The 19,102-nt window shown below is 41.1% G+C and carries 16 protein-coding genes and 1 tRNA gene; 16 read left to right on the top strand and 1 reads right to left on the bottom strand.

What is annotated here, in order from left to right; translation table 11 throughout:
• Positions 1–5: 5 nt before the first annotated feature.
• From trmJ to nagP, 11 genes are all read left to right on the top strand, one after another.
• Complete coding sequence (gene trmJ / locus L1272_RS11810; protein ID WP_235373506.1) at positions 6–728, top strand: tRNA (cytosine(32)/uridine(32)-2'-O)-methyltransferase TrmJ; 723 nt, start codon at positions 6–8, stop codon at positions 726–728.
• Between the two features lie 192 nt (positions 729–920).
• Positions 921–1,412, top strand: coding sequence for a Fe-S cluster assembly transcriptional regulator IscR (iscR, locus tag L1272_RS11805; protein ID WP_054552499.1), 492 nt, complete (start codon positions 921–923; stop codon positions 1,410–1,412).
• A 22-nt stretch (positions 1,413–1,434) separates the two neighbouring features.
• Positions 1,435–2,652, top strand: a complete 1,218-nt coding sequence (locus L1272_RS11800; protein ID WP_054552500.1) for an IscS subfamily cysteine desulfurase — start codon at positions 1,435–1,437, stop codon at positions 2,650–2,652.
• 40 nt (positions 2,653–2,692) lie between these two features.
• A complete protein-coding gene (gene iscU, locus L1272_RS11795) occupies positions 2,693–3,076 on the top strand; it encodes a Fe-S cluster assembly scaffold IscU (RefSeq protein WP_054552501.1) in 384 nt (127 codons plus the stop codon).
• An 11-nt stretch (positions 3,077–3,087) separates the two neighbouring features.
• Positions 3,088–3,411, top strand: coding sequence for an iron-sulfur cluster assembly protein IscA (iscA, locus tag L1272_RS11790; protein ID WP_054552502.1), 324 nt, complete (start codon positions 3,088–3,090; stop codon positions 3,409–3,411).
• 78 nt (positions 3,412–3,489) lie between these two features.
• Entirely contained in the window at positions 3,490–4,017 is a 528-nt protein-coding gene (gene hscB / locus L1272_RS11785; RefSeq protein WP_054552503.1) for a co-chaperone HscB, read from the top strand.
• Between the two features lie 47 nt (positions 4,018–4,064).
• Positions 4,065–5,927, top strand: a complete 1,863-nt coding sequence (gene hscA / locus L1272_RS11780; RefSeq protein WP_054552504.1) for a Fe-S protein assembly chaperone HscA — start codon at positions 4,065–4,067, stop codon at positions 5,925–5,927.
• A gap of 11 nt (positions 5,928–5,938) precedes the next feature.
• Positions 5,939–6,277, top strand: coding sequence for an ISC system 2Fe-2S type ferredoxin (gene fdx / locus L1272_RS11775; protein WP_054552505.1), 339 nt, complete (start codon positions 5,939–5,941; stop codon positions 6,275–6,277).
• A gap of 124 nt (positions 6,278–6,401) precedes the next feature.
• Entirely contained in the window at positions 6,402–7,829 is a 1,428-nt protein-coding gene (locus L1272_RS11770) for an NAD-dependent succinate-semialdehyde dehydrogenase (RefSeq protein ID WP_235373505.1), read from the top strand.
• 372 nt (positions 7,830–8,201) lie between these two features.
• Entirely contained in the window at positions 8,202–10,850 is a 2,649-nt protein-coding gene (locus L1272_RS11765) for a family 20 glycosylhydrolase (protein WP_235373504.1), read from the top strand.
• 434 nt (positions 10,851–11,284) lie between these two features.
• The gene (nagP, locus tag L1272_RS11760; RefSeq protein WP_235373503.1) at positions 11,285–12,571 is read left to right on the top strand and encodes an N-acetylglucosamine MFS transporter NagP; all 1,287 of its coding nucleotides are present in this window, start codon (positions 11,285–11,287) and stop codon (positions 12,569–12,571) included.
• 370 nt (positions 12,572–12,941) lie between these two features.
• On the opposite strand, the gene L1272_RS11755 is transcribed toward nagP, so the two are convergent.
• Positions 12,942–13,017: transfer RNA gene (locus L1272_RS11755), tRNA-His, on the bottom strand.
• A 279-nt stretch (positions 13,018–13,296) separates the two neighbouring features.
• Between L1272_RS11755 and L1272_RS11750 the strand changes: the two genes are divergently transcribed.
• From L1272_RS11750 to L1272_RS11730, 5 genes are all read left to right on the top strand, one after another.
• Positions 13,297–14,115 (top strand): mechanosensitive ion channel family protein, encoded by an 819-nt coding sequence (locus tag L1272_RS11750; RefSeq protein WP_054552509.1) that lies wholly within the window; start codon positions 13,297–13,299, stop codon positions 14,113–14,115.
• A 26-nt stretch (positions 14,116–14,141) separates the two neighbouring features.
• Entirely contained in the window at positions 14,142–14,921 is a 780-nt protein-coding gene (locus tag L1272_RS11745) for a DUF481 domain-containing protein (RefSeq protein ID WP_054552510.1), read from the top strand.
• 127 nt (positions 14,922–15,048) lie between these two features.
• Positions 15,049–17,721 (top strand): SLBB domain-containing protein, encoded by a 2,673-nt coding sequence (locus tag L1272_RS11740; protein ID WP_235373528.1) that lies wholly within the window; start codon positions 15,049–15,051, stop codon positions 17,719–17,721.
• A 19-nt stretch (positions 17,722–17,740) separates the two neighbouring features.
• The gene (locus L1272_RS11735; protein WP_235373502.1) at positions 17,741–18,733 is read left to right on the top strand and encodes an exopolysaccharide biosynthesis polyprenyl glycosylphosphotransferase; all 993 of its coding nucleotides are present in this window, start codon (positions 17,741–17,743) and stop codon (positions 18,731–18,733) included.
• Positions 18,734–18,819: 86 nt separating this feature from the next.
• Positions 18,820–19,102, top strand: a 283-nt coding sequence (locus L1272_RS11730; RefSeq protein WP_235373501.1) for a Wzz/FepE/Etk N-terminal domain-containing protein, incomplete at its 3' end; no start/stop codon positions are given.

Raw genomic sequence — 19,102 nt, 5'->3', positions numbered from 1 at the left:
ACGCAATGACACTTGATGATATTCGTATCGTATTAGTTAACACATCACATTCTGGTAATATTGGCTCAGCGGCACGTGCTATGAAAACGATGGGCTTATCAAATTTATATCTTGTTGATCCTGCTTGTGAAATTGATAGTCATGCGAGTGCGCTTGCAGCTGGTGCAACTGATGTTTTAGGTAAAACAGTGGTTGTTGATACACTGGCAGATGCGATTGCTGATTGTGGTTTAACAATTGGTACTAGCGCACGCTCACGTACTTTATCTTGGCCAATGGTTGAGCCGCGTGAATGTGGTGAAAAGTTAGTGGCTGAGGCTGAACAGGGCCCTGTTGCACTCGTATTTGGTCGCGAAAATAGTGGTTTAACGAATGAAGAACTACAACAATGTAACTACCACGTATGTATTCCTGCAAATCCTGAGTACAGCTCGTTAAACCTAGCGATGGCCGTGCAAACACTGTGTTATGAAACACGTATGGCATATTTAAATAAACAGCCAAAAGCACAAGAAGAAGACGAAGTAACCTACCCAAATGCGAAGCAAACTGAGCTTTTCTATGAGCATCTAGAGCAAACGCTAAACGACACAGGTTTTATCATCAAACAGCACCCAGGCATGGTGATGACTAAACTACGTCGTTTATTTAACCGCGCACGTCCAGAAGAAGCTGAGATGAACATTTTACGCGGTATTCTTACCTCTATTAATAAGTCTATTAAATAATCACAGGTTATAAGTATAATACTTGACTAAATTACTCAGGTAATTACAATGTACCCAGTACTTGACTGTTTTTGTCAAGTATTCGGTTTTATCAATGGCAAGTATCAATTTTTATCAAGTGATAATACTTGACTATTTTGGTCTGGTAATTAAAATTTGCACACCTTAGCGTGCAGTAACATCGGGGGCTCCATGAAGTTAACATCAAAAGGCAGATACGCAGTAACCGCCATGTTGGATGTTGCACTACATACAAATGTGGGTGCAGTGCCTCTTGCCGATATTTCTGAACGCCAAGAGATTTCGTTATCTTACCTTGAACAACTATTCGCCCGTTTACGTAAAAACGGCCTTGTGACCTCTGTGCGTGGCCCAGGTGGCGGATATTTACTAGGTCGAGAAGCGAACGAAATCTCTGTCGGCGATGTGATTAATGCCGTTGATGAGTCTGTTGATGCAACACGTTGCCACAATGCAACGGGTGGCTGCCAAAGCGGCATGCGTTGTTTGACTCATACCTTATGGTCGGACTTAAGCGCACGTATCGAAGAGTTTTTAAATAGTATTACCCTTGCTGAATTGGTTGAAAAGTCAGATGTGAAAGAAGTCGCATCGCGCCAAGATAACAGCATCAACAATGCAATTAAGCAACTGGAAAACATTCAAGTAAGCTGTCAACTGTAGCTTGACGAAAGCGGAGAGAGAAATGAAGTTACCGATTTATTTAGATTACGCAGCAACCACGCCTGTTGATGAACGTGTGGCAAAAGAAATGATGCAATGCCTGACTATGGACGGTAATTTTGGTAACCCTGCATCACGCTCACACCGTTTTGGTTGGCAAGCAGAAGAAGCCGTTGATCAAGCACGTACAGACATTGCTGATCTGATCAACGCTGACCCACGTGAAATTGTTTTCACTTCAGGTGCTACAGAATCAAACAACCTAGCAATTAAAGGTGCTGCGCAGTTCTATAAAAAGAAAGGCAAGCACGTTATCACGGTTAAAACAGAGCACAAAGCAGTGCTTGATACGTGTCGTGAACTAGAGCGCCAAGGTTTCGAAGTAACCTATATGGACGTTGAAGAAAACGGTTTACTTGACCTTAAAAAGCTTGAAGCTGCAATGCGTGACGACACAGTACTTGTGAGCGTAATGCACGTAAATAACGAGCTAGGTGTTATCCAAGATATCGCGACAATCGGCGAAATGTGCCGTGAGCGCAAAATTATGTTCCACGTAGATGCTGCACAAAGCGCAGGTAAAGTACTTATCGACGTGCAACAGTTAAAAGTAGATTTCATGTCGTTCTCTGGCCACAAAGTATATGGCCCGAAAGGTGTAGGCGCACTTTATGTTCGTCGTAAGCCTCGCGCACGTTTAGAAGCGCAAATGCACGGTGGTGGTCATGAGCGTGGTATGCGTTCAGGCACACTAGCTACTCACCAATTAGTTGGTATGGGTGCGGCATTTAGAATCGCTAAAGAAGATTTCGAAAAAGACCATGCACACATCAGCGCACTTCGTAAGCGTCTGATTGATGGCATCATGGCTGATATGGACGAAGTTTACTTCAATGGTGAACCAAGTCACTCAGTTCCAGGTATTGTAAATATCAGCTTCAACTTTGTTGAAGGTGAGTCGTTATTAATGGCTGTTAAAGACATTGCTGTTTCATCAGGTTCAGCCTGTACCTCAGCAAGCTTAGAGCCTTCTTATGTACTACGTGCATTAGGCCGTAATGACGAGTTGGCACACAGCTCAATTCGTTTCAGCATTGGCCGCTTTACGACTGAAGAAGAGATTGATTACACCGTTGAACTAATCAAAAACTCGATCGGCCGTTTACGTGAGATGTCTCCTCTATGGGAAATGCATCAAGAAGGTATTGATTTAGATTCAGTTGAGTGGGCGCATCACTAATCAGTGATCGCCGCCGCTAGCAGGTAGTGAGGATAGTATTATGGCTTATAGTGATAAAGTAATCGATCATGTTGAAAATCCACGTAACGTGGGTGCTTTAGACAAAAATGATCCGTCAGTTGCAACAGGTATGGTGGGTGCACCAGCATGTGGTGACGTAATGAAATTGCAAATCAAAGTATCACCAGAAGGTGTAATTGAAGATGCAAAATTCAAAACATATGGTTGTGGTAGCGCAATCGCTTCTTCTTCACTTGTAACTGAGTGGGTAAAAGGCAAAACATTAGATGAAGCTGCAACAATCAAAAACACTGATATCAGTGCTGAGCTTGAATTACCGCCAGTGAAAATTCACTGCTCAATTTTAGCAGAAGACGCGATTCAAGCAGCAATTGCTGACTACAAAAGCAAACAAGCGAAGTAAGAGATAAATTCATGGCAGTGACATTGACAGACGCGGCAGCAAACCGCGTAGAATCATTTTTAGCAAATCGCGGCAAAGGCATTGGCCTACGCGTTGGCATTAAAACGACGGGCTGTTCAGGTCTTGCTTATGTTCTTGAATTTGTTGATGAGTTAGCAGACGGCGACGAAATTTTTGAAAGCCGTGGTGTGAAAGTGATCGTTGATGCCAAAAGCTTAGTCTATATTGATGGTACTGAGCTTGATTACACCAAAGAAGGTTTGAACGAAGGGTTTAAGTTTAACAACCCGAACCAAGCCGATGAGTGTGGTTGCGGCGAAAGCTTCACCGTTTAAGCTTATAAAACTTTCTTTGCTTGAAGCCCTGCCTATGTAGGGCTTTGTTCTTTCCTGTTTACCGAGTTGGATTATGTAATGCGTTACTTTGAGTTATTTGCAATTCCAGTAGATTACAACATTGATTTAGCGACTATTAATAAACACTACCTTGAGCTGCAACGCGCAGTTCACCCTGATCGCCACGCAAGCTCTAGCAGCCGTGACAAATTACTTGCTGTGCAAAATGCAGCAGAAATCAATGATGCATTACAAACTTTAAAACACCCGGTAAAACGTGCTGAGTACATGCTAAGCGAGCTTGGTGTTGATATTCGCGCCGAGCAACAAACATTACAAGACCCGCTATTCTTAATGCAGCAAATGGAGCTGCGTGAAGAATTAGAAGAACTTGAAAATGCCGCAGATCCTGATGCAGCAATTGCCCAGTTTGAAGCGCAAATTAAACAGCTCGATAAACAATACAGCAGTGAATTAGCCGCTCAGCTGGCAAGTAATGATGAGCAACAATGGCAAGCTGCCGCTGACAATATTCGTAAATTGAAGTTTGTTTATAAGTTACGCGATGAACTAGAGCGTATTGAAGACAGTTTATTTGATGATTAATCGTTAGTTGTTACACAACAGCTATTTAAGAGTTTAAAAAGAGCATTATGGCATTATTGCAAATTGCTGAGCCGGGGCAGAGCGCGGCACCACATGAGCACAAATTAGCAGTCGGTATTGACCTTGGTACAACTAACTCGTTAGTTGCAACAGTGCAAAGCGGCGAAGCGCGCACACTGACTGATTTAGCAGGCAATGCGATGCTACCTTCGGTTGTTCAATATCAAGCAGATAGCATTGTGGTTGGTGAACGAGCGGCTGCAGCTGCAACTCAAGACCCTGCAAACACACTAATTTCAGTAAAGCGTTTCTTAGGTAAAACTCAGGCTGAAATCGAAAAAAGCTATGGTCAACTGCCGTACGAATTTTGTGAGCATGATGGCTCATTAGCAATCAGCACAGTTGCAGGTGCAATTAGCCCTGTTACTGCATCGAGTGAAATTTTAAAAGCATTAAAACTGCGCGCAGAAGACAGCTTTGCAGGTCAAGACATCTTAGGCGCGGTTATTACAGTGCCAGCTTATTTTGATGATGCTCAGCGTCAAAGCACTAAAGATGCCGCCGAGCTTGCTGGTATTAAGGTATTACGTTTATTAAACGAGCCAACGGCTGCGGCTGTTGCTTATGGCCTTGATTCAGGCCAAGAAGGCATTATCGCCGTATACGATTTAGGTGGCGGTACCTTCGATATTTCTATTTTACGTTTACACCAAGGTGTATTCGAAGTGCTTGCGACTGGCGGTGACTCAAGCCTTGGTGGTGACGATTTTGACTCGCTATTAGTTGAATACTTTAAAAAACAAACCGGTGTGAGCGAGCTTTCTGCATCGGTATTGCGTTTATTCATCAATAAAGCAAAAGCGTGTAAAGAAGCACTAAGCCAATACCAAACTGTGAATGTAGGTTTAGAGTTTGATGGTCAAAGCCACAAAGTTGAAGTTACCCGCGAAACGTTTGATGAGCTTGCTCTTAGCCTTGTGAAGAAAACACTACGTTCTTGTCGCCGTGCGGTAAAAGATGCGGGTATCGAGAACGAAGAAGTACTGCAAGTTGTAATGGTTGGCGGCTCGACTCGTATGCCAATTGTACGCTCTCAAGTTGCTGCATTTTTTGATAAAGAGCCACTGACTTCTATCGACCCAGATCGCGTAGTTGCACTCGGTGCAGCACTGCAAGCAGATGTATTGGTTGGCAATAAGCCAGATTCAGACATGTTGCTATTAGATGTATTACCACTGTCGCTAGGTCTTGAAACCATGGGTGGCTTGGTTGAGAAAATTATTCCACGTAACACCACGATCCCTGTTGCACGTGCACAAGAGTTTACCACTTTCAAAGATGGTCAAACGGCTATGTCACTGCATGTACTACAAGGTGAGCGTGAGTTAGTTGACGATTGTCGTTCATTGGCTAAATTCAGCTTAAAAGGTATTCCGGCCATGGCAGCCGGTGCTGCGCATATTCGCGTAACCTTTAAAGTAGATGCTGATGGCCTATTAAGTGTATCGGCAATGGAAAAATCAACGGGTGTGCAAGCTGAAATTCAGGTCAAACCATCATTTGGTTTATCGGATGATCAAGTTGCAAACATGCTTAAAGAGTCAATGACTAACGCGAAAGACGACATGCAAGCGCGTATGCTTAAAGAGCAGCAAGTTGAAGCGTTACGTGTTGTTGAAGCACTTGAAGCATCACTGGCAACCGACAGTGCATTACTTGACGAACAAGAATTAGGTGCGTTAAAAGCAGAAATTGCTAAACTTGTTGCCGTACGCGAAAGCGCAACAACACCTGCAGAAATTAAAGCAGCGATTGAAGCTGTAGACAATGCAAGTAGCGAATTTGCTGCTCGCAGAATGGATGCATCAATCAAAAAAGCGCTGCAAGGGCAGTCAGTAGACGAAGTTTAACGAGGTAAGGTATGCCACAAATTATTTTTCTTCCACACGAAGAGTTATGCCCAGAAGGCGCTGCTATTGAAGCTCCTACAGGTGAAACTGTATTAGATGTTGCACTAAAAAATGGTATTAGCATTCCACATGCTTGTGAAAAATCATGTGCATGTACAACATGCCACTTAATCATTCGTGAAGGCTTTGACTCTTTAGATGAGAGTGATGAGCTTGAAGACGATATGCTAGATAAAGCATGGGGTCTTGAGCCTGAATCACGCCTAGGTTGCCAAGCGGTGATCAAAGATGAAGATTTAGTGGTTGAAATTCCAAAGTATAATCTCAATATCGTTAATGAAGAGCATTAATTTTTAACGGCTTTGATTTCGTAAAAACCGCTGTAGTTGCTTGGTCTCTACAGCGGTTTTTTTATTTTAGAGCTGATAGCTGATAGCTGATAGCTGATAGCTGATAGTTTTACTTGGAGGTTCTATGTCTGATTTGGTTTTTTCTGATTCGTTTATCGACGGTGACTTTTACTCTACGAGCCAGCGTTTTAGTGTAGATAACCCCGCAACCGCAGAGGTAATTACTCAGGTCTCTGATATTGATGCAGCTGGGGTTGAGCTGGCTATAAAAAGTGCTGACGAGGCATTTAGTAAACTAAAGCAAACAACAGCAACCGAGCGCAGTGAAACATTGCGCCGTTGGTACGACTTAGTCATTGAGCACAAGCAACAGCTTGCTGAGTTAATGACTAAAGAGCAGGGGAAGCCTTTAAAAGAATCCTTGGGCGAAGTGGAATATGGTGCGGGCTTTATTAAGTGGTTTAGCGAAGAAGCAAAGCGCAGTTATGGCGACACCATCCCTGCCACTGACAGCAAGCATCGTTTAACAACTATCAAGCAGCCCATTGGTGTGGTGGCTGGTATTACCCCTTGGAATTTCCCGATTGCCATGATCACCCGTAAAGTGGCACCAGCTTATGCCGCAGGTTGTAGTTTTGTGATTAAACCTTCGGAGCATACGCCATTATGCGCTATTGCCTTAGCCTATCTTGCTGATAAAGCGGGATTTGTAAAAGGATCGCTGAATGTGGTGGTCTCTGAAAACGCCAAAATGGTGGGTGAGATCATGACCGAGTCTGAGCGTGTGCGTAAGTTCACTTTCACAGGCTCAACCGGTGTAGGTAAGCAGTTACTATCGCAGTGTGCCTCAACAATTAAGCAAACGTCTATGGAACTTGGCGGCAATGCCCCGTTCATTATTTTTGATAATGCCGATTTAGATGAAGCTGTTGCAGGCCTTATGGGCGCTAAATTCAGAAACGCAGGGCAAACTTGTGTCGCCGCAAACCGCATATTTGTTCAGCGTTCAGTACTTGAAACGGTGCTCGAAAAACTCACAGACAAAGTGGCTGAGTTAAAGGTAGGTAATGGACTTGATGACGGGGTAGATATCGGCCCATTAATTTATCCTAAAGCAAAAGATAAAGTTCAAACGCTTGTGCAAGATGCAGTTGATAAAGGGGCGTCGTTAATCGGTGATAACAGCGAGCTTGAAGGTAGCTTTCAAGCGCCATTAATTTTAACCGATGTGACCCCAGAGATGGATATCTATCATGATGAAGTGTTTGGCCCTGTAGTCAGTATCATCGCTTTTGATGATGAAGAAGAAGTACTTCAGCTTGCGAACGACGTACCTTATGGTTTAGCTGCGTATTTTTATAGTGAAAACATAAAGCAAGTTTATCGAGTAAGCGAAGCACTCGAATACGGCATGATAGGTATTAACGAAGGGCTTATCTCAAACCCAGTAGCGCCATTTGGCGGCGTTAAACAGTCTGGTTTAGGCCGAGAAGGCGGCCACCAAGGTCTAGATGAGTACCTAGAAGAGAAGTATCTTTGTGTTAAGGTTTGAGCTATAAGCTATAAGTGCGCGTGAAAAAAATTTCACGCCTACAATACCTCGCACCTCGTAGGAACGGCTTTAGCCGTGAATAGGTCAGATCTATTCGGCGTTAAAACGCCTCCTACCACGTAGGCGTCACGCTTGCTTGGCGCGTCTTACATTCAACACTCTTTCGATGGATTTACGCCTTACTAACAAACAACACAATTCGGCTTCAAACTTACAGCTTATGGCTTAAAGCTTCAAACTCCTCGCCTTTATTTCTCACAAAATGATAGCGCTGTCATTTTAGTTTTTATATGATAGGAACGAATTATTAACAAAAATGAAAAATAGTACGCAGAAATACCGTACACTCAGGGCTTAAACGAGGAGAAAGTAATGGATTTTAAGAAGTCACTATTCGCGGTAATGCTAGCGACTGCGCCTTTAATGGCTAGTGCAGCATTAACTCAATCACAAGTTGATCAGTTTGCGAAAGGTACCGAACTGTTGTTTTCGGTAGAAGATAACTTTCGTAATAAAGATGCGGGCTTTTTAGGAAAAATTACCCTCAACAATGGCTCTAATGTGACGTTACCTGCAGGCGAGAGCGATTGGCAGCTTTATATCCACTCAGTTCGTAAAATCTCAACTGAGCATGTTGCGGGCTTAAACATTGAACACGTTAATGGTGACTTGCACCGCATCGTACCAACGAGCTCATTTAAAGGTTTAGCTGCAGGTAAAAGTTTAGAGCTACCGTTTGATGCGCAAGTGTGGATTGTTGCTTACAGTGACTTTATGCCACGGGCATTTTTTGTGTCAGGTAAGAATAAACCTGCCGTATTTGCCAACACCGACACTGAAGACTTTAAACAGTTTGTGACGCCATTTACCCGTGAAAACCAGCTATACCGTTATAATGAGCCAAAAGATTTATCGGTTTTAGCAACGGCAAAAGTACGCTACGAACGAAATAACGCTGATAAGGTGTCGGTTAGTAAAGACGATGCCTTAAAGCGTATTATTCCTAAGCCTCGTAAAGTCGATTTTAACCGTGGCAGTGCGACGCTAAACAATAATTGGCAAATCAGTTATCAAGGTCAGCTGAAACACGAAGTTATGGTGTTTATGCAAGACTTACAAGATGACTATGGCATTAGCCTTAAAGCACAGCCTGATCATATCAATGTCGGCAAAGACAAAGTAATACGCTTAAAAGTTGACCCTAAACTCAATAATGCAAAAGCAGAAAGCTACACTCTAGAGATTGATGATGAAGTGATCACTATTGTAGGTAGCGATAACGCCGGTGTGTTTTATGCGATGCAAAGCTTATTAAACCTCATTCCTGCAAATAGCCAAGGCAGTGCCCGCTTACCGCAGTTAGAACTTGAAGACTCACCGCGTTATGGTTGGCGTGGCATGCATTACGATAATGGTCGTAACTATCATGGCAAAGAGGCAATGTTCAAGCTGGTTGAGCAAATGGCTCGCTATAAAATGAATAAGCTACACTGGCACTTTTCAGAAGATGAAGGCTGGCGACTTGAGATCCCAGGTCTACCAGAGCTTACCGACGTTGGCGGCTATCGCTGCTTTGATTTAGAAGAGCGCGAGTGTTTATTAACTCAACTTGGCACTGGGCCGTTTAAATCAGGCTCAGGTAATGGTTATTTGAAACGTGATGAGTTTGTTGAGCTATTAAAGTTTGCGAAAGACCGCCACATTCAAATCATCCCTGAAGTTGAAGGGCCAGGTCATGCGCGTGCTTCAATCAAAGCGATGGAAGCACGTTATCACAACATGTTAGAAGAAGCTGAGAAAGCCGCTAAAAACAATATTAAAACGCGCTCTGCAAACAAAGAAATTCAACACATAGATATGGGGCCAGCAACGCAATACTTGCTTACCGACCCTAAAGATACCTCTGTGTACATGACGGTACAAAACTACAAAGATAACTCAATGAATGTGTGTATGGACTCAACCTACGCATTTTTAGATAAAGTAACTTATGAACTTCAGCAGATGTACCGCGAAGCAGGTGTGCAGTTAAAGAACCTGCATATTGGTGGTGATGAAGTCGGTGCTGGTTCGTGGATAGGCTCGCCAATCTGTCAGGCGCTATTTGCCGATCCTAATAACGGTGTATCGGGCCCTGCTGATTTAAAACCTTATTTCACACAACGTGTTGCTACCTTACTTGAAAAACGTGGTATTTCTCCGGGTATTTGGGAAGATGGCATCATGTATGACCGTGAAAACTCGTTTAAACGTGATGAGTTCCCTAATAAAACCTTTACCGTCAATACTTGGGATAACATTTGGGAATGGGGCGTTGCCGATAGAGCATACCGCCTAGCAAATGCCGGTTACCAAGTGGTGTTATCACACGGTACGCATTTGTACTTTGACCACCCATACGAAGCAAGCCCTGAAGAGCGCGGTTATTACTGGGCAACTCGTTACACAGATACTAAAAAGGCCTTTAACTATATGCCTGATGACGTGTATGCCAATGCTGATTACACCCGCACTCGTGAGCCAATTGTTAATTTAGAAGCGTTGGTGGGCCGCCCGTTACCTAAACTTGAAAAGCCAGAGAACATTCTGGGTATGCAAGGACAGGTATGGTCAGAAACAATCCGTACTGAAGAGCAAGTATTAGCAATGATCTTCCCGCGTATTCTGTCAGTGGCAGAGCGCGCATGGCATAATGCCGATTGGGAAGGCGAAAACGTCGATAGTAAAAAACAAGCAAAAGACTGGGCGGAGTTTTCAAGTGCAGTTGGTTTAAAAGAGCTTGAGAAACTAGCTAAAGACGGCATCAACCTGCATTTACCAGTACCTGGCGGTGTGATTGAAGATGGTAAGTTGTATGCCAACAGCGCATTTGCATATTTGAGCATTGAATACAGCTTAGACAACGGCCAAAGCTGGCAAACTTATGCCGAGCCTGTGAAGGTTGATAACAATGCAAAAGTTGCGCTACGCACCCGCTTAAACGCAAAACAAACCAGTCGCGTCACAGTTGTTGGTGAGTAGTGCTTTGTGATGAATAAATGTGACGTCTACAGCAAAGCGTAGGCGTCATTTTTGCTTGCGCGTCTGACTAAAATCTGGCGGCCTAAAAACTTCGCGCGAAATAAATTTCACGCCTACAATACCCTGCACCTCGCACCTCGCACCTCGCACCTCGCACCTCGCACCTCGCACCTCGCATCTCGCATCTCGTAGGCGTCACGCTTGCTTGGCGCGTTTTACATTCAACACCATTCGGCTCAAAACTGACAGCTGAAAGCTGACGGCTAATCTTAAAACATCGGCCGAAATACATTTCACACCTAAGGTATTTAAAAGAAATATGTCAGCGCTGTCATTTTTGTTGCGATAGTGTTATAAATATTTAATATCTCTTTTATATAATCATCTGAATGAGCAGCGCTGTAGAGTCGAACTGTGCTGTTATAGGAAATGTTATGTCTGAAATAAATAAACAAAGCAGTGTTGTGCCTATGGCGATTGTTGCCACGCTGTTTTTTATACTGGGTTTTGCTACATGGTTAAATGGCTCACTGATGCCATTTTTACAGCAAATTTTGCAGCTATCACCTTTTCAGGCATCGCTGATTATTTTCTCGTTTTATATCGCCGTGACTTTTACGGCTCTACCTTCGGCGATGATCATCAGAAAGGTAGGTTATAAAAACGGTATGGCGCTGGGTATGGCGACCATGATGGTGGCAGGTTTACTGTTTATTCCTGCCGCAAAAACACAAGTTTTTGCACTGTTTTTATTTGCGCAGCTTGTTATGGGGGCAGGGCAAACGTTATTACAAACAGCGGTTAACCCATACGTAGTAAGAATTGGACCTGAAGAATCAGCCGCGGCTCGCGTTAGTATTATGGGTATATTAAATAAAGGTGCGGGTGTTGTTGCACCGATTGTATTTACCGCACTGATACTCAGCGACTTTAAAGGCTTTGTAGGTAAAGAGCTTAGCCAAACTGATATTGATGCCATGGCTAATGGCTTAATCTTACCGTATTTAGGGATGTCTATTTTTATTGGTATACTCGGCTTTGCGGTAACTAAAATGCCATTGCCAGAGTTAATTGATGACGACGTTGATGAACAGAAACCGGGGCAGATAAAAGAAGCATTAAGCCATCCGAGTCTTGCCTTAGGGATAGTGGCACTTTTTGTCTACGTAGCTGTTGAAGTAATTGCCGGCGATACCATTGGTAGCTTTGCGTTGTCGTTAGGTATTGAAAAATACAGTGTTATGACATCGTACACCATGGGGTGTATGGTACTAGGTTACTTTTTAGGGATTTTACTTATCCCACGAGTGTTATCGCAGCAAACAGCACTAACTATTTCAGCGGTATTGGGCTGTGTGTTAACGCTAGCGATAGTTACAGGTAGTAATGAAACTGTATTTATATCAACATTGTTTGGCCTAAAATCGGTACTGCCTGATACCTTATTGCTCATTGCTGTGCTAGGCTTTGCTAATGCGATTGTTTGGCCTGCAGTTTGGCCGCTAGCATTATCTGGTTTAGGCAAGCTAACTAGTGTAGGCTCTGGTCTGCTCGTTATGGGTATAGCCGGTGGAGCGTTTGGTCCATTATTTTGGGGCTTAGCAAGTGGCGGCGTAAAAAGCGCAGAAGCACAACAAATGGCTTATATTGTGATGTTGCCTTGTTATTTATTCATACTTTTCTATGCTGTTAAAGGCCACAAGATGAAAAGTTGGAAGTAATTATGAGTTTGAGGTTGGGTGTAAAGCGCACCGCCTTGAACTTTGAAAAGCATTTCTAGTAAATAGAAATAATCCCGTGTGTAATGCCACCGAAAGGTGGCATTTTTTTGTTTGAAATTTAAGGTTCTCGTTACACAGAGTAAACCACTTTTATTCACAAAGAGGATAAGAGAGCGCTTCGCTTAAGAGAAAGTAATATTGTGGTTTCCTCATTCACTTCTCTTTGTGCAAAAGAAATATTGAACCACAAACAAACCCGAACAGCCAAAGCTGACGGCTTTTAGATCTGAAAACAGGTTTTAAAGATAAATCTTGAAATTCAAAATAAAAAATATTTAGGAAAATATAGGGATTTACTAAGGGGGAGAAGTGGGGCGACTGATGGGGCTTGAACCCACGACAACCGGAATCACAATCCGGGGCTCTACCAACTGAGCTACAGCCGCCACTGAGATACACCTCGTTTGGTGTGGCGCGCATATTACATAATTAACTTAGGCTTGTGAACCCCCTAAATTAAAAAAAGTAAAAAAAACTTACTTGCTTCAGAAAATTCAGAAAAGCAAGTTTAGTCAGTTAGTGTTCAGTTTCGGTATTTAGACTTGCGACTTTTGCAATTGAGCAATTACTCATTTTTTAGTTTGACTGTAATTTAATGATTTTTTAACCAAAGATCATATATAATTTGAACAGCGTTATGCTAAAAATGAACTTCAGGAGAGAATATGGATACTATAATGAACTGGATCAATGAGAATTCAGGTTTAATCATACATTACGCCGTTCAGGCTGTTCTTGCGCTAATCATTTTCTTCATCGGTGGTCGTATCGCAAAATTTTGCGAAGGGATGACTGAAAAAGCATTTGATAAAAAGAAAGTAGACAAAGCCGTAGGTTCATTTGTAGCAAGCATTGTTTATGCTATTGTTTTTGCAGCAACTATCTTAATGGCACTATCTCAACTTGGCATTGAGACAACATCATTCATTGCTATTTTAGGTGCGGCTGGTTTAGCTGTAGGTCTAGCACTTCAAGGTTCACTGTCTAACTTTGCTTCAGGTGTTTTAATCATCCTACTTCGCCCTTTCAAATCAGGTGACTATGTAGAAGCCGGTGGTAAAGCGGGTACTGTTAAGAAAATCGAAATTTTCTCTACAGAATTACGTACACCAGATAATAAAGTAATTATCATGCCTAACTCATCAATCATGGGCAGCCCAATTACAAACTTCTCTCGTGAATCAACTCGTCGTATCGATTTAGTAATTGGTGTGGGTTACGATGCAGACCTTAAAGAAGCAAAAGCAGTTCTTAAATCAGTATTAGATAAAGAAACTCGTTTATTAAAAGATCCAGCATACACAGTCGCTGTATCTGAGCTTGCAGATTCAAGTGTGAACTTTGTAGTTCGCCCGTGGGTTAATTCATCAGATTATTGGCCAACGTATTTCGATCTAATGGAAAACATTAAGATCGCATTAGATGACGCAAATATCACGATCCCATTCCCGCAAATGGATGTTCATTTGCATAAAGAAGATTAATCACAAGTAGTAAAGGTTATTTTTTAATGAAATTAAAAGCTTTATCAATTCTAGTTGCAGCAAGTGCTGCAACTAGCGCATTCGCAGCAGATGAAACCAAAACTTGGGATGTAACCAGTGAACTAGGTGCCATTATTACAAGTGGTAACACTGAAACAACAACACTAAAAGGTGGTGTTAAGGTTTTACATAACCTAGAAAACTGGAATAACGAGTACAAGTTAGACGGTCTTTATAAAGAAGATGAGATCGAAAACGACGACGGTGTTAAAGAAACACAACGTACTAACGAAAAGTACTCAATCTCTGCACAAGGTAACTACAAGTTAAACGAAAAGCACTCACACTTATTCATCTACGGCTCGCACGTATCTGATTACTTTGGTGCATATCGCAACGAATCAGTAATCTCAGCAGGTTATGGTTTACGCGTAATCGACCGTTCTGATATGTGGTTAAACGCTGAAATCGGTCCAGGTTATAAGTATTTCCAATACCCTGATGACAGCACTGAAGTTGATGAAAACGGTAACTCACTTGCCGGCGAGCGCGAAGGTGAAGTTATCGCGTTAGGTAAAGTTGATTATAACTGGCAGATTTCAGACAGCGCACGTTTTACTCAGTTAGTATCAGTTGAATATGGTGATACCAATACTAAAACACGTTCAGAGTCTGCAATTCTTGCCAAAATCAACGGCTCACTACAAATGAAAGTAGCTTACAACATCACTCACAACTCAGACGTTGCGGATGATAAAGAAAACACAGATACAGAAACCTCATTAACACTGGTTTACAGTTTTTAACTACATAAACCGTTTTGTTGACATTTTAATGACAAAAAGGGACGAAAGTCCCTTTTTTATTTCTTTTCATTTCAGGTAGAATACACAATCTTTTTTGACTGTAGAACTATGGATATCCCTACTTGTGATGTTTTTTAAAAGACTATTCCTTACTTTTTTATTTCTTACCACTTCATCGGTATTGGCATTTACTCCTACTGCAGCTCAAATAGAGCAATTCAAAAAATTACCAAAAGCGCAACAGGAAGCGTTAGCAAGACAATATGGAGTCGATTTATCTAGTATTGGAAATCAAGGGGCTTTAGGTAATGACATTGCTGAAGAGCCTGTTGCTACAGTCAAACCTCGAAAAAGTATTGAAGCGGAACCTCTTACAGATGAGCAAAAATTCAATCCTGAATTGAATAAAGTTATGCCTTTTGGTTATGACTTATTTGCGGGCGAACCAACTTCATTTATGCCAAGTGAGAATGCCGCTGTACCAGATACTTATCTTGTAGGCCGGGGAGACACTCTTGATGTTAACTTCTATGGAAAAGAAACTCAAAACTATAACGTAGTTGTTGATAGAGAAGGGCGTATAAGTATCCCTAATTTATCACCTGTACAGGTTGCTGGGCTTACTTTTGCTGAAGTAAAAGAGCTCATCAAAGCTAAAGTTGAACAAGAAATTATTGGTGTTAAAGCATTTGTTGCAATAGGTCAACTACGTAGTATTCGAGTAATGGTATTAGGTGAAGCTTATATGCCTGGTAGTTACAGTGTTTCATCACTTACAACTGTATCGCATGCACTATTTGTTAGTGGTGGAGTGTCTGATATTGCTTCATTACGTAATATTCAAGTTAAGCGTGCTGGCAAAGTTGTTGCTAATTTTGATTTATATGATTTATTGATCAATGGTGATAGTAGTAACGATATCATTCTTAAGCCAGGCGATGTTGTTTTTATTCCACCAGTTGGTGCGCAAGTCGCTGTTGAAGGGTTAGTTAAACGACCTGCTATTTTTGAGCTGAAAAAAGGCGAAACAGCAGCACAGTTATTAAAAATGGCGGGAGGTTTAAAACCGCAAGCTTATGCGAAAAAAGCAATTGTTGAACGCTTCAATAACAATAATATGAAGGAAGTGTTGTCGGTTGATTTTAGTGGAAATGAAATAGACTATACCCCTCGTGACGGTGACCGAGTTCGATTTAATCCCATAAGCTTACAATATCAAAATAGCATCAGCTTGATTGGTGCTGTTGTACGCCCTGGGCATTATCAATGGCATCAGGGTAAACGAATTGCTGATGTATTAACTTCGGTACGTGGTGATTTACTTCCTCAAGCTGATCTAGCTTATGGTTTATTGATACGAGAAGTTAATATTTCGGGTGATATTGAGGTGCATCAGTTTGATATTGCACAAGCAATTGTTAAAGTGCCAGAGCATAACTTAGCCTTAAAAGCTAATGATAAACTCATGGTATTTAGCCGCTACGAAAGTAGATTTGATGAAGACATTGCATTAAAGAACATGGCGCTGAGCGAAGAGCAACAAATTCAGCAAACAAAAGTAAAGCAGTGGCACTCATTTCAGCAATCAAAATTTGAAAAGTTTGTTGGTTTAAAATCGACAGAAGTTAAACAAGTTGATGAAACAGAAGAAAAATCAGTTGCTGAAATCTCTAAAAAGAAAGCAATAGAGAAAAAAGAAGGCCTTCAACCTGAAGATTATGCATTATTTAGTCGAAATAACTTATTAAAACCAGTTATAGCAAAGCTAAAACAACAAGCATCTGTAAAATCAGCTATTCAGCTTGTTGAAATAAATGGTCACGTAACATATCCAGGAGTTTACCCGTTAACGGTTGGAAGTGAAGTAAATGAATTAATAGCTGCTTCAGGTGGGTTACTTGAATCATCATATTTAGAGCAAGCAGAGATAACTCGAGTGGTATCAACTGCTAATTCTGAAATTGAACATATTAAATTTAACTTAAATGATGCAATGCAAGGGAAAGTCGCTGCCAATAAAGTACTGAAAAGTAAAGATAGCATTAATATTTTCGCAATACCTAACTGGCAAGAAAATGTAAAAGTTGAGCTCAAAGGTGAAGTTAAATTCCCAGGTATCTATACCATTCGTCGTGGAGAAACATTAACTAACTTATTAGAACGAGCAGGTGGCTTCTCTGAGTTTGCAGAGCCAAATGCTGCCATTTTTACACGTGAGTCAATTCGTCAACAAGAGCAAAAGCAATTAGCTAAGCTAGCAGAGGATTTACGAAGAGATATAGCAACGAAAAGCTTCGAAAAATCAGTTAGTAGCACGCGACTTTCTTATGATGAAATGAATAAGCTATTACTTGATTTGGCAAATGTTGAAGCCGTAGGTCGTTTAGTCATTGACTTACCTCTCATTGCGGAGAATAAACAAAATCTAGTGCTACAAAACGGTGATACGCTTTATGTTCCGAGTCTACGAGACTCAATCAGTGTAATTGGTGAAGTAAATTACACCACGTCACATTTATATAAGCCTGGAGTGAGTGTCGATCAATATATTGACCTAAGTGGTGGTCTAAAAGAGCGTGCGGACGAAGACAGAATTTACATCATTAAGGCAAATGGTTCTGTAGCCATACCGAATACAGGTACTTGGTTCGCTGTGAATGATTCTAAGTTATTAGAAGCTGGCGATACGATTGTTGTACCTATGAACTCTGACTACATGGATAACTTAACACTGTGGAGCACAGCAACACAGATTGTTTATCAGTTAGGTGTAGCGTTAGCTGCAATTAGTAGTATTTAGATTTTTGGAAAATTTTAAAATGACTGAATTTAATCTAGCTCATAAACTTGATACTCCATTACTTAGCTCTCAGTTAAAAAAAGGCCGTTCGGTAAGAGCTCCCAAATATGCATATAACTCAATAGATGTGTATGTTTTTTGCCCTGAAGATAAACTGGAGTTACTTAAAAGATCTCTTATAAATTACGATGTTAATTTCATTTTTAATGACTATTCGTTAAAGAACTTAGATAAAAAAATTATTACTCACTTTGATAATTCTTCACTATCAGATGAAAAGAGAAACTTTCTAGTTGCAGCAACTGAGCTCGGTGCTTGGGTAGAGCCACTTGTAAGCTATTTAGATAAAAGGATGGGTTATACAGAGGTCACTTTGTTGCAAAGTAGCTACTTTTTGCATCAAAAAGCATTTTCTATACTAAACACAAAAAGAACTCAAGTTGCTAAGCGCATTATAGATCTAATATTAGCATCGATACTGCTCATATTATTTTCACCTATTGCATTAATTTCATATCTATTCATTAAGTTTGATAGTCCAGGCCCTGCTATCTTTAAACAAAAGCGAGTTGGCCAATATAATGAAGAATTTAACGTTATAAAGTTTAGATCAATGCGTATAGATGCTGAGGTTAATGGTGCAAAATGGGCGGAAAAAAACGATGAAAGAATAACAAAAGTGGGACAATTTATTCGCAAAACTAGAATAGACGAAATCCCCCAACTTATTAATGTTATTAGAGGTGAAATGTCTATTGTCGGGCCAAGGCCTGAACGTGAAGTTTTTATAGAAGAACTTGAAAAGGTTATCCCCTATTATCGTTTTAGGCATGCTGTTAAACCAGGAGTAACTGGTTTAGCACAAATTAGCTATCCATATGGTGCCTCAGTAGAAGATGCAATTTGGAAACATAAATACGATATTCATTACATTAAACACCATAGCACCATAGTTGATATGAAAATACTGCTTAAAACTATAAAAGTGGTGATCTTTGGTCAGGGTAGATAGTTACCATTTAGGTGAAGAATATAATTTAAGTTAATAACATCAATAGCTTAAAAATTGAAATTAAAAGATGATTTATAGTTAATAAAATGACAATACAATTACAGAAACATGTATCTAAATCTAAGAATGAGCAGGTAAAAGAGCTCCCTGTAACATTTTTAGACCTTCTTGAGGCTATTTGGCAAGGAAAGTGGGTAATAACTATATGTGCTATTGCATTTTTATTGTTAGCTGTTGTGTACGCAGTATTACAGCCAAATATATATAAATCTACTTCTTTGCTTACGCCATCCCAATCAAACTCAGGATCTGCTCTAGGTAATATGTCTAGTCAGTTGGGGGGGCTTGCAGCTCTAGCTGGTGTAGAGC

The sequence above is a fragment of the Pseudoalteromonas sp. PAST1 genome, from assembly GCF_021532515.1.
GTDB lineage: Bacteria > Pseudomonadota > Gammaproteobacteria > Enterobacterales > Alteromonadaceae > Pseudoalteromonas > Pseudoalteromonas simplex.
Note: the sequence above shows the minus strand (reverse complement) of the source record. Positions and strands in the feature narration are given on the sequence as shown.

Bases quoted from the DNA above. Each gene is read 5' to 3' on its own strand.
- trmJ (WP_235373506.1), top strand. From the start codon at position 6: ATGACACTTGATGATATTCGTATCGTATTAGTTAACACATCACATTCT.
- iscR (WP_054552499.1), top strand. From the start codon at position 921: ATGAAGTTAACATCAAAAGGCAGATACGCAGTAACCGCCATGTTGGAT.
- L1272_RS11800 (WP_054552500.1), top strand. From the start codon at position 1,435: ATGAAGTTACCGATTTATTTAGATTACGCAGCAACCACGCCTGTTGAT.
- iscU (WP_054552501.1), top strand. From the start codon at position 2,693: ATGGCTTATAGTGATAAAGTAATCGATCATGTTGAAAATCCACGTAAC.
- iscA (WP_054552502.1), top strand. From the start codon at position 3,088: ATGGCAGTGACATTGACAGACGCGGCAGCAAACCGCGTAGAATCATTT.
- hscB (WP_054552503.1), top strand. From the start codon at position 3,490: ATGCGTTACTTTGAGTTATTTGCAATTCCAGTAGATTACAACATTGAT.
- hscA (WP_054552504.1), top strand. From the start codon at position 4,065: ATGGCATTATTGCAAATTGCTGAGCCGGGGCAGAGCGCGGCACCACAT.
- fdx (WP_054552505.1), top strand. From the start codon at position 5,939: ATGCCACAAATTATTTTTCTTCCACACGAAGAGTTATGCCCAGAAGGC.
- L1272_RS11770 (WP_235373505.1), top strand. From the start codon at position 6,402: ATGTCTGATTTGGTTTTTTCTGATTCGTTTATCGACGGTGACTTTTAC.
- L1272_RS11765 (WP_235373504.1), top strand. From the start codon at position 8,202: ATGGATTTTAAGAAGTCACTATTCGCGGTAATGCTAGCGACTGCGCCT.
- nagP (WP_235373503.1), top strand. From the start codon at position 11,285: ATGTCTGAAATAAATAAACAAAGCAGTGTTGTGCCTATGGCGATTGTT.
- L1272_RS11750 (WP_054552509.1), top strand. From the start codon at position 13,297: ATGGATACTATAATGAACTGGATCAATGAGAATTCAGGTTTAATCATA.
- L1272_RS11745 (WP_054552510.1), top strand. From the start codon at position 14,142: ATGAAATTAAAAGCTTTATCAATTCTAGTTGCAGCAAGTGCTGCAACT.
- L1272_RS11740 (WP_235373528.1), top strand. From the start codon at position 15,049: ATGTTTTTTAAAAGACTATTCCTTACTTTTTTATTTCTTACCACTTCA.
- L1272_RS11735 (WP_235373502.1), top strand. From the start codon at position 17,741: ATGACTGAATTTAATCTAGCTCATAAACTTGATACTCCATTACTTAGC.